Below are 15,933 nucleotides of genomic sequence, written 5' to 3'. Positions count from 1 at the left end.
AAAAGCATTGGAGGAATGGCAGAGTGGTCGAATGCGGCAGTCTTGAAAACTGTTGAGGGTCACACCTCCGGGGGTTCGAATCCCTCTTCCTCCGCAACTTGAGTATTTCAAAAAACACTCAAAAAATCAAAAACCCTTTAAACATCAGTGTTTAGAGGGTTTTTTCATTTTTTACTTGCCGTCAAAAAAAGCGTTTAAACGCATAGTTCAGTTACCCTATAGGTTACCCAATTTTATTTTAGGTTCGATTCCTAACCTAGGGTAACTAAATTGGAAAGAATTCGCAGCGAATTTCCCTGAAAATTTAGGTTACCGCTTTGATTTTAAGTCAATTAGTAATTAATTAAAATCAAAGCTATGCTTAAAATTATCTATTTTATTAAAACAGATAGGGTAACTAAAAAAGGTGAATGCCCTATTTATGCTAAAATCTCTTACCGAGGTAAAAGTATTACCATGAGTACCGGTAAATTCATAACAAATGAAAGGTGGCAATTCACACATCACCTAAGAGGCTCATTAAAAATTACCAAAGAAAAGGTTATGAAAGCCTCATTGGATTCTCTATCAACCTTATTTGAAACTAAGTTTAACTTGTTACTCAAAAACAACTCACCTATTGATCTTAAAGCAATCAAAGATGATATCCTAGGAAAGGAGAAGAAAGTAACCAGAAGCAAGAAAGGGATTATTGAAATTTTCGATATTCACAATGCGCATTTTGAAAAAAAGGTGCAATACGGTGAGCGATCAGCTGCTTCTTTGCAAAAGTATAACAGAGCCAAAGATCTTGTTCAAGCATTTCTTCGGAAAAAATACAAACTTGACACCATTAATGTCGACAAAATCACGAGTGCTTTTATTTACAACCTGGAGTCTTTTATGAAATATGAAAGTGTTTACAAGGGTAAAGTTGGTATTAAAAATAATTCGGTGGTAAAATATTTTACAACTATCCAAACAGTTTGTAATTACGGAATCAAATTGGACCTGATTGATAAAAATCCTTTTACCAAATATGACGGCAAAATCGTAAAGAAAGATGCCGTTTTTCTAACACCCCGTGAATTAAAAGCCATAGAAGACAAAGTGTTTAAAATGGACCGCTTGGAAAAGGTAAAAGATATATTTCTATTTAGTTGTTATACCGGTTATGCTCCTGTTGATGCTGAGAGTTTAACACCCGACAACTTAATTAAAAACAGTCAAGGTGATTTATGGATCATTGCTAATAGAGCGAAAACAGGAACGAGAGCTAATGTTCCCGTTTTACCTCCAACAGAAAAAATAATACATAAATATTGGGGGCAGCAACCCACCCTATTGCCAAAAATTTCGAATCAAAAAATGAATGCTTACCTCAAAGAAATTGCGGACCTATGCGGGATCAAAAAGAAACTTACCTGGTATGTGGCCCGACATACTTTTGCTACAACCGTTACACTGGGAAATGGGGTTAAAATTGAGAACGTTTCTGCTATGATGGGTCACACCAATATCAAGCAAACCCAGCACTATGCCAAAGTCTTAGATTCTAATGTTATGGACGATATGCAAAGGCTTAAATCCATATTTAGTTAGGCAATCAAACTTTATCAGCGATTATGACCTAAAATTCCACGATAGAATTCGAAATCGTAGTGATTGTTTAAATGGCGTCCAATAGATTTGTTTCAAACAAAATTTTAGAAAAATGAAAAATAATATTGCATATCAAACGAGGCAAGCTGTTTTAGAATTCACGCAATGTGAAATTACTTTTTGCAAAAAAAATCAAAGCTTTCTTTTGAATAATCAATGGACAAGAAAATACACTGAGTCTTACTTTTCTGAGAAAGTAGATACCCTAAAAAATCAAATTGTAAAACAATTAACGGTTGGTCGAAACCAAAAGGTTTACTTAAAAGAACTTTTAAAATTATTGGAAAATAGAATTGGCTGGTTGATCTCAAAACAAAGTACTCAAATTATTTTCTTCAAAAAATATCGAGTAAAAGTAATTGAGGCCAATGATATTTCTGCTATTTCGCAATCAGATAAATTAAGTTACGACAACTTATCTAACCCGAGTAAAGCCCGAAATGATGAAGACCAAAAAATTTATTGGTTCTTACAATCGTATGAGGGCACTTTAACCAACTTTGACCCCTCTCGAGATTTTGAAATTGGTTTACTATTGTATGTATTGAGGCTTTACAAACGTGCTTTAAGAGCTTTAATTGAATATATTAAGCCATTTCATAGCCAAGCAGATTTTATTGATTTCCACAGGTCATATGGGAGCAGCGGATTTGGTAGTGTTGAAAATGATAGAAAAGACCGATTATGCCACTTTAACCTGGACAAAAAAAGTGTCGCTCATTTTTGGCGAATACTTGTAGAAGAAAAATTGATTGTATTCGACGAATTAAATGAGTCTAAAAACTTACTGCAATTGAAAAAGTTTGTTGAAGACAATTGCAGCTATCAAAACACATCTAAGGAGAGAAAACAAATAAAAACCTTTAACAGGGAATACGCTGAAGTAAGCGCCAGGCAAATGCCAGAGGACAAACAAAAACACCTTGCATTTATTGAAGAATTAATAGTAATACTCGAACACCGGAAAAGTAGTTTACGAGCTTAAATTCGCTCCGAATTCGCTTGAAATCAAGCTTTAATTTGTGAAAACCATTTTCCTTTGTCACATATTTTAAATCTAATTACCATGAAAAACTATTCAGAAGAAATTGTTATCCCTTCGGTTGGAGCTATTAAAAATTTATTAGAACCGATAATGATGAAACTTGAGCATTTGGACTCAGTTATCAAAGAAAATCCGTCGCCTTCAAAGAGAAAAAAATATTACAGAAATGCGGATTTAAAAAGCATATTTGGTATTTCACCAAACACCATAATCAAATACCGTGAAACTGGAGTTCTCCCCTACACCAAGTTGGGTGATATCTATCTTTACGAGGTTAAAGAAATTGATGCCATTTTGAATGATAATAACGTTAAACTTTAAAACCATGATAGATCCACACACAGGCGAAGAATTTGAGCAAAAACGTTCAAATCAGAGATTTGCCACCCCACAAAACAGAAAGGATTTTCACAACGCTCAGGCCAAAAAACTCAGGGAAGAAATGAAGCCTATACAGCAGCCTCTAAACACAAATTATAAAATCCTAAGAGACCTTATGAAAGGAAAAATCCAACTTACAGAATCTAAAGAGTTTATGCGTGGAAGGGGTTATGACATTACCGTTATTTACAGTTTGATTAATGTAAACGGTAAAACAGGATATGCAATTAACGAATTTAATTTATTTTACAATGACGACTACGTTACCATCATACGATCGAATAGACCCAAGTAATCACATTTTGATTGATAAAGGTTCTGACATGAGCACCATGATTGAAGAAACTAGAAGAGCTAAAACAATGACTTACGTTATGGCAGGGTTTACCTTTACTCTAATTCTGGCGATAATTGCCTATCAAACCTTCAAAACTAAACAAGAAGAAGAAAAAGTCATTTAAGGGCTTTAAGAGGCGAAAATACACCTCGGAAAGTTTTGTGAGAAATTATGTATATTTGGGTGTATATATGATTGGGATATATACACCGGTAAACACATACATTTGTTGCCAACAATGCGAAAAAACACTTTCGGATATGATTTATAAGGTTCCATACACTAAATATTCTTTCAATGGAGGATTAATTGACGAGAAAACCTATTTGGATTTAAAATCGTCTTTTGAAAAAAATTCATATCTATCTTTTCCAGAGCCAAAAACATATTATGAAGAACATAAAGGGGAATCTCTTGCAGTAATAATTTCAGCAATTTTGTTGGTGGTTTTTGTCCCTTTTACTGACTCTTTAGATGGCACACCTTTTTTTATCATAATTCCTTTATCTTTTATTGCTTTACTTTTTTCCACGATTTTTCAATTTTCTCAATTCTTGTCATTTCAAAAAGCAAGAAAAGAACAAAAAAGATATTTAATAAAATTACGTAAAGACATAATACAATCAACAGGTTATAGTGATTTTGTTAAATTACAAAAAAACAATAGATGAGAAGATTTGTAGGACTTTTAATAGGTTTGATTTTAGTAATAATCGTTGGTTCAATATTTGAATGTAGTGACAAAAATAAAACTGAAAAGGAATTAGTAAAATTTTGGGGAGAAGAAACTTTCGAATACTTTAAGAACTTTAATTGCAAAGGTTTAAGCTATCAGCCAAAAGAAATTGAATTTAATAAAATATTCTTAATTCGCGGTAGATTTGGTAATTGCGAATTATGGAAAGAAAAATCTTGGGAAATTAACTTTAAAGACTTTAATAATTCTAACTTACTATCAGAGCATTTGGTCAATAAAGTTCAAAGCGCTGACATAATTGTTTGGATTAATGTTGAGCAAAACGGAGAAAAGTATGGTAATTATTCCAATGGAGCATATGCTATTAGAAATAATTTTGCAGTCAATCTAATTGACAAACAAACAAGAACAATTTTTAAAAAGGAAACGTTTGAAGGAATTGGCGAACCACCAAATGAAATTTTAAGGAAGCAAAGTGAAGATAGACCTGAATATTTTGGTTCAATTCCATCAGACAAAATAATTGACTTTTTAATGACTGAATTAAAAAAATAAAAGAACAGTTGACAACAACGTGTAAACGCAATAACGGCTGAACACAATTAAAAATGGCAATAAAAAGTAGAATCATATTACTGGGCTTTCAATTGTTTGTTCTTTCCGTTGCTACCTATTTAGTGATTGGAAAAATAGCCACAAATGAGGTATGGTATTTTTCTGGATTGCTTGCAATTATTATCAATCCTATACTTCTTGAACCATGGTATCCAAAAACATATGATACTTTAGGAAATAGCATAATTGGTTTTCTACTGACATTAGTTGTAACTCCTACCGTAGCTCCTATTGGTTGGACTGTATTGCAGGCGTTTCTTGCAATTTTGGTTTTAGTATCCATAGTTCAGATAATCCACAACGCAAAAAAAGAGAAGGATGAATACTCTAGGATAAAAGCTTTGTTTCCACTTTTCAAACTAGGAACTGCATCTATCATTTACTCAACCATTTTCTGGCTCGCAGTCATCGAAGCTTATCCAACTTCTGACAATAAATTTTGGATACTTGGTATCTGTTGGGGTATTCTATCTGTCTCGAGATATATCAACTGGGAAGTTTATTTTTTCGATGTAACAAATCGTCCTACTCCAATTACTCCACTTGGAATAATAGGACCTTCTACCCTAATTGTAACGTCACGAAGTCTTCAACCTATCGGGACACGAATTAATGTTTTAACGGGCAGTATAAAAACCAAGGGAATTATAACAAAAAGGATAAATCGAACTGATGATACGTGGGGACAAATCGAGCTAGAAAATGATTCTAAAATTGGTTGGATTGTATCAAGACCGCAGATAGAAATTGAGATAGACAAAGAAACGCAGACAAAGAAGTACTTAGGGACTGTAAATGAAGGGACAACAGTAAATCAGTTGAGTTTTGAGACAAATGAAGAATTTGAAATAGGCGACACTATTTATGTTGAGAACTCTGGAAACATCATATTCTATCAAATTGCGCACGGAGAGATATTCAAGTTCAACGTAAAATCTGGTGCGCAATTGGATCGAAAAGTAAGAGCTTTCCAAATCGGCTGTTATGACACCGAACAACAATCACTTAAAATAAATAAGACACTTCCCTCTCTTAGCGAGCCTATTTTTCTAGCAAATCACGAACAGCGTTTTACGGAAGAATTACCCGCAATTGAAAACAAATTCGCTTTAGGTAATATCAAGAATTCTGGTCTTCCAATAAATCTTGATGTGAACAAAATTATGGAGTCCCATATGGCAATTCTTGGAATGACAGGAATGGGGAAAACTACCTTATGTAACCTATTGATCCAAGAGCTTTCGAAAACTAGAAGGGTTACCGTAATGGATCAAAGTGGTGAGTTTGTATCGAAACTTGGTTATACAAAATATGCCGAAGGTGATGACAACAATACAACGGGTGTGAGCGTATGCGAACCAACAGGGAATCCTGCTCAGTCGGCACTGAAATACTTGAATCACCTTATGAATCTAGCTAAAGAAGAATATGAAAATGGAGAGCCAAATCCTCGAGTTCTGGTAATTGACGAGGCACATCAGTTCATTCCTGAACCAGCTGGAATGGGATTCAACTCGCCTGGACGAGATGAATCTATGAAGTTTGGATTAAACATGATGCAAGTAAGAAAGTACGGAATATCAATAATCTTCATTTCACAACGAACAGCTGTTGTTTCTAAAAGTGCCCTTTCACAATGCGAGAATTTAATTGCTTTTAAGAGTGTCGACCAAACAGGCTTAGACTATTTGGAAGGAATTCTTGGGTATAGTAGTAAAGAACTATTACCTACTTTATCCAGAGGAGAAGCGTTAGTGTATGGACCTGCTATAGACACTGAAAAATCATTAGTAATTGAAACAATAAAATAACTGCGCCTAACTACCTGCTAATCCAAATTGTGCAAAGACCACAAACCAACCGATAGCTCCAGCTAACAGGCTCAAACCTTTAACGTGCCACAACAAGCGCTAAAAGCAATTTGGATCTGCTTCTTGAACTCCCAATCTAATAAATTAACAACGAACGGTAGCTTTGCTATTTGGTCGACAAACAATGATTTGGGACTTAATCATCAACATCCGTCAGATTCCCAATTCATTATTGCATAAATTTATTATCTTTTACTTCGCAAAACAGAACTCCGAGTAGTAGGCCTTTAATGCAATATTCTTCGAATAAAATCGTAAAAAACAAATTTTAAAAAAATGCATAGTAATTTCTATTATAGGAATATGCAAAAGCTTTTGTTTATGGTTAAAGAATTACATAAACGAGGTTATGGCAACCTAAGAGTAATTCCATTTATTTCACCTACAGGATTAACTTGGCGTTGCGAATTGATTGATATAAAAAAACAAAATGAGACCTTAGCTGCTTCAAGATGGATTGAATCCAAAAGGAATGGGAATATGCAAGTAGAAATTAATTTATCACCAAAAGAATTGGCTGATTTATTTATTAAGGAAAACATCGACTTTCTTGAACCATGCAAAGGGAAAAGCGATGAATATGAAAAATGGTATAGTCAAATGGTTGAAAATTTAACTGAAAATGAACTACCACACGCATTTGACACAAGTGATTATTTTTTTCCAACAGATTATTGGTTAACAACAGAAAACAAAAAAATAAATACATTACCGGAAGGGTAATGAAATTATTTAATAAAAACTAAAGATAGCAAAAACCCTAAATCACTATTAGTAATTGATTCTCCTCTCCTGCTTCTTTAATTCCTAAAAGCTTCAGCTAACCTTGATTACTTCGATAAGAATATTTAATCTCAAAAAACTACATAAAAGACCATTATTTTAAAACAAACAACCTGTAAAAAATAGCATTTAATTACATTATAAACATTATTAATTCTAATTAAATACAAATTAAAGCGTTTTAAAAAGGATTAAAACTCATTCAAAAAGTATTTAAAGCGTATTAATGAGCATTTTTTTAATTTTTGATCCCCTTCCCAGGCTCGAACCAAGGAGATTATCTTATTGTAATACACCTATTTGATAGCTTGCCAACTTTATAGGTATCCTAATTGAATGCCTATTAATATTAATTTCTTTTTTATGCTTTCCAACCAAAACACTTTTAAGTATCTGCTATTAGATTAACAATTAAAAGCATTTTATCACATTTTGGGCATTCAAAATCCATTACTTCTTCATAGTAATCATTAAAGGCTTCTGTTGCGTATCCTTTCCATCCACAATCACAGGAGAGCATTAGTGTCTTTTTTTGGTTTTGATAATCTCTGAAATTCAAGTGCTTTGTCATAATCATTAATTATTTCCAACAACTCATGAAATTACTTTGTGCTTGATTTAGTTTCAAATGTTGATTAATGTCTGAAATATTCTATTTATTTTTTTTAATTCTAATTTTACCTTTTTCCAATATTTAAGTTTTCTTTGTCATCAATATAATTTTCAAAATCATATATTATATCGTCGCAAAGTTGTAAAGCAAAGTTCGTAAAGTCTTTATATGAACTATTCTCATCCAATAATTTTTCTGGTTTCACTTTTGTAGACATCATATCCTTAATTTATTTCTAAACTAACCAATGTTTCCATTAACTCTATCAATTATAGAAACTATTTCCCGAACCTTATTATCCTCAAACAATCCAATGATACCATCATCACTTGCTTCATTAAATGGTGGCTGGGTTAAAAGTTTTTTATCCAAGGTACCGTTTTTGTTAAGGTAATTAATCAGGGTTTGTATAAAAGTAATTTGAACCGGCTTTAAATTTTTGTCTCGAATAAAATTTGCAAAAAGATCATTAACCACTTCAATATTTAAGCCTACAACGCTCCTTATAAATTTTCCCAGTGGAAGTTCTCCATATTCCTTTTCATATTCTTTTTTTCCACCCAATTCATCATTAAACAAGAAGCTTTCTAAAAGTTTTAATTCCTTCGGGGTAATAGGAATATTCTTGTGAAGTTTATCAATAACTAAATGTGATTTATTTTTTCTTATAAAAGTCTCAACTCTGTCCTTATAGCTTTTTAATTTTGAGTATGTAGGTAAAATATCCACTTCATTTACTTTATGAACTTGGATTTCATCAGAAAAATCTGTGTAAACAGTTTTTACTTTTTCACGCTCAATAAACTTAATCAAATCTCTAAGCTCTACCCTAACATTTTCAATTACGTTCACATTTACACCCCTCCAAAAATCTTCATTTTGTAATTGCCTAATCAGCCCCAACTTCTCTTGTACTTTTGGAATATTTCTTTTAGTAAATAAATTATTGGCAATATTGTAAATCTGTTTAACATAGGACTCCTCTCTTTTTTTATCACCTGAGAGAATTACCTGTTGAAAATTTAGCGTTACTAAGTCGAACCTTTTTGCCAATTCATCCCCGGTATCATTATATGATTCCAATGAAGAGAGATTTTTAGAAATATCATGAATATCACCTAGGGTTAAATTATCCCAGCGAGATCTTACCTTAAACTCATTTACCAATGCCCAATGTTTACGAACTTCAAATCTATCCTGATCCAGGTTATTTATGATATCATGAAGTTGATTTGTATAATTCGAGGCTAAATAATCCTCCTCCTGCGTACTTTTAGGATTATTTCTTATAGCCATTAACACATTTAATTTGGCCTCAAATATCTTCTCTGATAAGGACTTTCCAACGGTACCCTTAATCCCATCTGGAAACTCTCCAAAAAAGTTAAAGTTGTCACATATGTCAAAAATCGTGAAATACTCTTTATCTAATCCTGGCCCAAACAAATTAGGTCTTAGTCGGGTACCGCGACCTATCATTTGCCAAAATTTGGCATAAGATTTAACCTGTTTAAAAAATACCAGGTTTACAACTCTAGGAGCATCTACGCCTGTATCCATCATATCAACAGAAACTGCAATTTGCGGATTTAACTCAATTTTGTCCTCACAAAAGTTTTCTAATAAGTCTTGGGCCTTACTTTCATAATTATCAATTATTCGCAAAAATTTCCCTGAATATTCAGGATAATTCTTATTAAACCGCTTCTCAATAAAAAGAGCGTGTTTATGATTTTTCGCAAATATGATGGTTTTACCTAACTTATCACCACCTTCTACTTTAACACCATTGGTCATAAGGTAATCAAGCACTACATCAACTGTTTCATTATTAAACAAAAAACTGTTTATTGCGGATTTACTTATTTCAATTTCGTCATCATCGCCTGATACTTCATCTCTAAAAGTCTCTTCAAATTTAAGCTTATCCTCTTCAGATAAATCGTTATACTTTATACCCTCATGAACAAATTTGACAGGCACCTCGATAGCTTTGGGCGGCACCAAAAACTTGTCTTTTACAGCTTGATTTAATTCATAGGCGTAAGTTGGGTTATCATCTTCAATTTTAAACATTGAATACGTATTATGATCTATATCCTTTTTTGGAGTTGCTGTAAGACCAATTAAAATAGAATCAAAATAATCAAATATTGCTCTATATTTTTGATAAACAGATCTATGAGCTTCATCAATTATTATAACATCAAAATGACCGGTTCCATAAAACCTACCATCATCATTTTTTAGATTATCTATGCGATTCATGATCGTTGGATAAGTAGAAAAGACCAAACGTGTTCCATTATCTTCTTTCTCCTTAGTTAAATCTATTGCACTTAAATGAGGAACATGTTCTTTAAAGGCATTTTTGGCCTGTGTAACCAGGGCATTTCTATCTGCTAAGAACAAAACCCTCTTTGCCCAATTACTTTTGGTCAACATATCAACAATGGCTGCCGAAACCCTGGTTTTACCACTACCAGTTGCCATGACTAATAAAGCTTCTCTATTTTTTCCTTTTAATTCTCCTTGATGCATTACTGCCAAAGCTTCTGAAACACGCTTTATTGCTTCTAGTTGATATGGCCTACCAACTATTTCTGCATTAGTTTGAAATTGTCTTAGGTCTTTTCTGGTTTTCCTACGCTCAATTAGAAATCTTAATTCATCTTTGGTATAAAAGCCACTTACTTTGCGCTCAGGGTAGAAAAGATCATCCCAAAGGTAGGTTTCAAAACCATTAGAATAGAAAATTACTGGACGTTGTCCTGTCATCTCTTCTAAACAGTTAGCATATAAGAACGCTTGATGCTTACCCTTTTTAGGACTGTACAGTGTTTTTTTAGCCTCAACAACAGCCAATGGCTTGCCATTATCACCCCAAAGTACATAATCGGCAGATCCTATTCCTGATGGATTCACGGATATAGGCATTCCTACAACTTTATATTCAGTTTCGAGCCCGGATCTAAGATTGTCCCAACCTGCCTCCTTTAGTAAGACATCTATAAATAGCTTTCTTGTTTCTGCCTCTGATGTCAAAACGGGTATAACTTCATCAAAATCTACTTCAATTTGTCGTTCGAACTTACGCTCCTTAATAGCTGTTTTTTGTTGATCTATTTGTTTTTTTAGTAGCTGGTTTTCTTTGAGAAGTTCCTTTGTTTTTTCAAGTTGCTTTTGTTTTTCAGCTAACAAAGCCTCAATAGCCTCAGACTTTTCTTGAAGTTCTTTTGTAGATTTTTCGTCTACCTCGCCTATAGGGACTAACGATTCATCAAATTTTGGGATTATTGGACTTTTCTCATTATAGTTAATCCCAACAAATGATAATAATCTAAATATGCTTCTAAGGCAAATTAATGCCTCCTTATTATTTACCCTGGTACCATGTGCCGCTGCATTACCAATTTTTCTAACCAAAGTTAATTCTTGAAGTAAAGACGCTTTAATATCATTTTTGAAATCATCGTGATACATTAAAGCTGCTAGATTGGAATCATATGGTCTGTTGTAATCTGGATCATTATCATATAACCAATTTACTGTTAACTCCAAAGCTATTCTACACTGTAATGCAGCATATTTCGGAGCTTTATAGACATACTTTTCAGCCTCAACAGTCTGTACATACAACTCTGGAAAGTCTATTTTGATAAAATCGAAATTACTACTCATAATAATATTTGCTCAAATTAACTCCCGATGTATGCAGTAGAAATGCATTAAACTCTGCTTTTTTTAAATTTTTGTAATGAAGGTTGCATTTTACCTGTTTTATAATTGTACAACTTCGACAATATAAAATCATTCGACTCAGAGTTATACTCAAATCCCGGCCTTCCTAATTTTAAAAATTTGGTTGGCCCTGATAAAGGTATCCTTTTTATTATTTGACAGATTCCTAATGAGTCTGAAAAATGAAACTCATTTGATTCATTAAACGAATTATATTGAACTATCAAGTTATTTAATACCGTAGTTAAATTATTAATCTCTTGATTTTTTATACTGGTATTTTTTAAAAATTCTTCAAGATGTTTTTCAAAACCCTCCTCAGGCAGCCCTAATTGATTCATAATATTAAAAGCTAATATATTAGCCCATTTACTGCCTTGTTCATGGTTTTTATAATTTTCTTTAATCATTGCCAATGAAAACAAGGCTGTTCTTTTTACTAAGGTCTTGTAGTGTTTTAATTTAGTATTAATATACTCATCGTCAACTTCTTGAAAAGGGGCGTGAAAAAGTAAATTAACAAAATGACCTAATAAATTTAATATGGCTCCTGAAAAACTAGTCAATTCTGATAATTTACCACTTAAAGGATACAAAACATACGTTTCTTGATTGCTTTCATCAACTTTAAAAATGATTTCTCTTTCCGCAAATTCAATGAGATGTTTCATGACAATTAGAAACATTGCCAAATCAATAAGACCGAGTTTATAATTTTTAGTATTTGTACTTCGCTTTAATCCGTTTAAATAATTATTCAAAAAATTTTCAATAGCACGTCTTCTACTATTTAATACATTAATAGAATTTAATGTCACAGGCTCTATGCGTTCTTTTTTATCTTTCCTATCCCTACTTATTGTTGCATCTGCTTCCTCTTCATCATTCATATCTTCCTCTTCTTCAGACATTGCCAACTCGTTAAAATAACGCTCAATAGCATCCCATATTCTAATAGAACTGTGCTGTTTTAAAAGATGCTGATGTTCTTTTGATTCTTTGCTTAATGCTATTGCTTCTTCATAAGAAATTGCAGCAGCTGGAGTTTCATTATTTTCATTTCCATGAGCTGAATTACCTCCTGAAGATCTCTTTTTTAGGGTTCTCTTGCCAGATTGAATATCATTGAAAAAAGTAATGACATCAAAAAGTTTGTTATTACCAGTTTCAATTAAGCTTCCTAATTTCATGAGTCGCCTATTCTCTATAGATGGATTTGTATTCCATAAGTCATGAAGACTATTTACTATTTGTTTATTGGAAATGGAATTACCTTTACTATCAACAAACTGAACGAAGGCAACAGTATTTATCTTATTGGTTTCATTTAACTCAACTCTTATTTTGGTGTCTTTTAGTATAAGACTTATCCGTTCCAACTCCTCTCCCCAATGATTATAAAATACTATATCAGCATTTTTATAAGCTGTTATATCCTTAATGAATAATGTGATTTTTTTACCATCCTGATCTGAACCTAAAAGTTTAATTTTTCCTGTATTTCTAGCTTGTTCTTTTTCGGCTTCATCTTCTGTCGTTTGAACTTGTAAAATTTCTTGTGGTAGCCAAGATTGAAATTGACCTGTTAATTCTAGTTCTTCTAAAATACTTTGATCCTTCACTTTAATTAAAACAGCAAACTCATCATTTGAGCCTCGATTACTTTCTGATCCAAATGCTTTAATAGTAGCATTAGGACTTCCGAACAAACCGTATTGATCTTCACCTGCATCGAACCAAATGATTTTGCTATGCAATTTTCTGTCAAATTTTACTACTGTTGATTTAGCTCGATTAGTACTTTCCCAAGAAAAAAACTTGATATTATTATGAGCAGGCATTTTATGTGGATGTATGCCTTTATCTGGTTGTAAGAAAGCTTCAATTTGACAATCCGGATATCTAGAAGCTAAAAGATTTATAAACGACCCTTTTTCATCATAAAAAGGACTAAATATTTTAATGTTTTTAATGGTATCTGATGGAAGTAAACTCTGGAGTTGTTGCCAAATACTAGTTGTTTCATTATATACTAAAGCAGCACCAAAATCATTTGTTATTTTAACGAATTGATGTTTATTGCCTATACTTTCAGTCAATAAATTACAGTTACTTGAAACCCAGTCTAATTTCTCAGCAGATAAGCCTTTAATTCTTTTTGTTAGAACTCTCACATAATTCCAAGCTTCTTGTATTAATGGAAGTTGTGTTTGGTTTTCATTATTTGCATAAAATACACTGAACACTTCATGGTTTTTCCCGTGTCCTCCATTAGTTATATTACCTGACCCTTGCAGTAATAACACATCTTTTTCACCTGCTAAAATTGTGATTTTGGGATGAAATGCTCCCAAGCAAGGAATACTATTAATACTGTAAGAGGTACTTAAAGATTTTAAATGCCCCGTAGAAAAGCCAATACTTTGGTCGAGCATAGCCGTGTCGGCAAAAATATTGACATTTGTAATGCCTCTACTTTTAAGGGGCCGAAGTACCTGAGATTCAAAATGATGAAAGTCGAATGAATAGGTTGTCATAACAACAGAGTGAAAGTCAGCTGATTTAGGAACTTCATGAAATAACTTCTTTTCACTCATCCTAATTATTTAATTGTATTAATAAAGCTTCACCTTCGGGCGTTAATTCATCTTTAGTATTCACCAAATGCAAATCTCTAGTAAAGTTGTATAATGTTTTAAGTCTTGGATTTGTAAAGTTCGGGGTCATCGTTTCTATATGAACCAAGTAATTATCCTCAATAACGAACTTGAGCAAATTCTTCTCTCCATTTCCCATTTTATTATAAGCAATAGCGATATGTTCATTTAACAATGTATGTACTAATCTTCTAACAAATTCCTTAAAATTCATGTTTTTACATGACTCAATATAGACGTTAAAAACATCTAAAGCATTACCGTGTTTTGTGTGTAAAAAATGATTAACAGCATAATCTTGGGCTTCTTGAAGTTTATGTTGGTTGTCTCGGTATAAACAAAGCAATGCAAAAATGCCCTCCGTTATACCAGAAATAGACGCATGATTTTTAACTGAAACACTAATATCACGAATATAATTTAAAGTGATATATTTCTGATTATCCAATTTATCCATCAATTCAATAATTGAGGGATACTCTACATTTTCTAGTTTTTCAGAATATAAATCAAACACTTGATTAGTAATGACATTTATAAATTGCTGTAAAGTATAGTTCCCTTTATCCATTTCAACTAATAAGCCCCAAAATACAGCTTCCAAGCTGTGATGGGCAAGTTCATTTAAATAATAAAAATACCAGCCAAAAGTAGCCTCACTAATCTCGTTTTTAGATTTAGTTAAACACTCTTTATAAGACGTTATGGGTAAATCAAGCCATGCCTTATCATTATTTGTTTCCTTTAATAATGTCATAAAAAGTTGAAGTGATTCTTTGCGTTGCCATGTCAAATCATTAGAAGATGTTTTACTATTTGGACCATCATTTGACAATAACATTTTTATATAAAAATCACCTTCTGGTGAATTTCTATAATCTTTATTTAAGGCTACATCATCTAATTTATCAATGTCTTCTTCATACAACTTTCCTTCACTAATCCGTTCTAAAAATAATTTAGCTGCATCTGATGAAATAGAGGAATTATATGCCTCAGCTAATTCTTTTCCGTAGTCTTGATTCACAAGGAAGTAACCGCTGGATTGGTTAATTAAGTTTAAGGCCACAAGGGACCCTGCGTAATACTGACCTAAAGCACCGGAAGTATAATCCCAATAAACACTCCCTTTTGGAGTGTCCTTATGCTTATCTGCCCCTAAAGCAATATCATAATACCCTTTTTCTTTAATCTCATTTATGTTTTTAGAAACAAAATCGCTACCAATAACACTTTGCTCTTCAGGATATTTATTACCCATTATGAAGGCAATAATCAATTCAGACCTCCTAATAAAGGTATATTGACCGTAATGGTCTTTTTTAAAGACGTTATTTGAGGGTAACCGCCGATAATGATCTAATAACCATAAATAGGTACCATAATAACGTAAGCGTAAAGTTAAGTTAGTCAAACCTGGTAATAAGGTGGCATATACTGAAATAGAGCTGTTTTGAACTCCTAAAGGATCACGACCTCTTACAAAGTTGCCACTTTTAGCCCAAAAAGGTGTTTGATATGTTTCGAGGTTGTAAGCCATTTTAGATGATTA

At 32.7% G+C, this 15,933-nt stretch carries 13 protein-coding genes and 1 tRNA gene; 10 read left to right on the top strand and 4 right to left on the bottom strand.

Translation table 11 applies throughout. The features are described from left to right. Positions 1 to 9: 9 nt before the first annotated feature. The 10 genes from ABD682_RS12200 to ABD682_RS12155 all read left to right on the top strand — a co-directional run bounded on the left by ABD682_RS12200 (position 10) and on the right by ABD682_RS12155 (position 7,310). Positions 10 to 94 (top strand) — tRNA-Ser (locus ABD682_RS12200). Between the two features lie 263 nt (positions 95 to 357). Then, positions 358 to 1,581: a site-specific integrase gene (locus ABD682_RS12195; RefSeq protein WP_344741721.1), complete on the top strand. Its 1,224-nt coding sequence runs from the start codon at positions 358 to 360 to the stop codon at positions 1,579 to 1,581. Between the two features lie 112 nt (positions 1,582 to 1,693). Then, positions 1,694 to 2,626 carry a hypothetical protein gene (locus ABD682_RS12190; protein ID WP_344741720.1) on the top strand — a complete coding sequence of 311 codons (933 nt, stop codon included), beginning with the start codon at positions 1,694 to 1,696 and terminating at the stop codon, positions 2,624 to 2,626. Between the two features lie 81 nt (positions 2,627 to 2,707). Continuing rightward, entirely contained in the window at positions 2,708 to 3,007 is a 300-nt protein-coding gene (locus ABD682_RS12185; protein WP_344741719.1) for a helix-turn-helix domain-containing protein, read from the top strand. A gap of 4 nt (positions 3,008 to 3,011) precedes the next feature. Beyond that, positions 3,012 to 3,362, top strand: a complete 351-nt coding sequence (locus ABD682_RS12180) for a hypothetical protein (protein ID WP_344741718.1) — start codon at positions 3,012 to 3,014, stop codon at positions 3,360 to 3,362. 28 nt (positions 3,363 to 3,390) lie between these two features. Continuing rightward, positions 3,391 to 3,528, top strand: a complete 138-nt coding sequence (locus ABD682_RS12175) for a hypothetical protein (protein ID WP_344741716.1) — start codon at positions 3,391 to 3,393, stop codon at positions 3,526 to 3,528. A 136-nt stretch (positions 3,529 to 3,664) separates the two neighbouring features. Next, positions 3,665 to 4,075, top strand: a complete 411-nt coding sequence (locus tag ABD682_RS12170; RefSeq protein WP_344741715.1) for a hypothetical protein — start codon at positions 3,665 to 3,667, stop codon at positions 4,073 to 4,075. After that, positions 4,072 to 4,656 carry a hypothetical protein gene (locus ABD682_RS12165; RefSeq protein ID WP_344741713.1) on the top strand — a complete coding sequence of 195 codons (585 nt, stop codon included), beginning with the start codon at positions 4,072 to 4,074 and terminating at the stop codon, positions 4,654 to 4,656. Before ABD682_RS12170 ends, ABD682_RS12165 begins: the two co-directional genes overlap by 4 nt. A 53-nt stretch (positions 4,657 to 4,709) precedes the next feature. Continuing rightward, positions 4,710 to 6,527 (top strand): ATP-binding protein, encoded by a 1,818-nt coding sequence (locus ABD682_RS12160; RefSeq protein ID WP_344741712.1) that lies wholly within the window; start codon positions 4,710 to 4,712, stop codon positions 6,525 to 6,527. Positions 6,528 to 6,908: 381 nt separating this feature from the next. Then, a complete protein-coding gene (locus ABD682_RS12155; RefSeq protein WP_344741711.1) occupies positions 6,909 to 7,310 on the top strand; it encodes a hypothetical protein in 402 nt (133 codons plus the stop codon). A gap of 445 nt (positions 7,311 to 7,755) precedes the next feature. On the opposite strand, the gene ABD682_RS12150 is transcribed toward ABD682_RS12155, so the two are convergent. The 4 genes from ABD682_RS12150 to ABD682_RS12135 all read right to left on the bottom strand — a co-directional run bounded on the left by ABD682_RS12150 (position 7,756) and on the right by ABD682_RS12135 (position 15,921). Further along, positions 7,756 to 7,941, bottom strand: coding sequence for a hypothetical protein (locus ABD682_RS12150; protein WP_344741710.1), 186 nt, complete (start codon positions 7,939 to 7,941; stop codon positions 7,756 to 7,758). A gap of 282 nt (positions 7,942 to 8,223) precedes the next feature. Next, a complete protein-coding gene (locus ABD682_RS12145) occupies positions 8,224 to 11,664 on the bottom strand; it encodes a DEAD/DEAH box helicase family protein (RefSeq protein ID WP_344741709.1) in 3,441 nt (1,146 codons plus the stop codon). A gap of 47 nt (positions 11,665 to 11,711) precedes the next feature. Beyond that, complete coding sequence (locus ABD682_RS12140; protein ID WP_344741708.1) at positions 11,712 to 14,321, bottom strand: phospholipase D-like domain-containing protein; 2,610 nt, start codon at positions 14,319 to 14,321, stop codon at positions 11,712 to 11,714. A 1-nt stretch (position 14,322) separates the two neighbouring features. Then, positions 14,323 to 15,921, bottom strand: coding sequence for a hypothetical protein (locus tag ABD682_RS12135; RefSeq protein ID WP_344741707.1), 1,599 nt, complete (start codon positions 15,919 to 15,921; stop codon positions 14,323 to 14,325). Positions 15,922 to 15,933 lie beyond the last annotated feature (12 nt).

The organism is Gaetbulibacter aestuarii, assembly GCF_039537665.1.
In the GTDB taxonomy this organism is placed as follows: domain Bacteria; phylum Bacteroidota; class Bacteroidia; order Flavobacteriales; family Flavobacteriaceae; genus Gaetbulibacter_A; species Gaetbulibacter_A aestuarii.
Note: the sequence above shows the minus strand (reverse complement) of the source record. Positions and strands in the feature narration are given on the sequence as shown.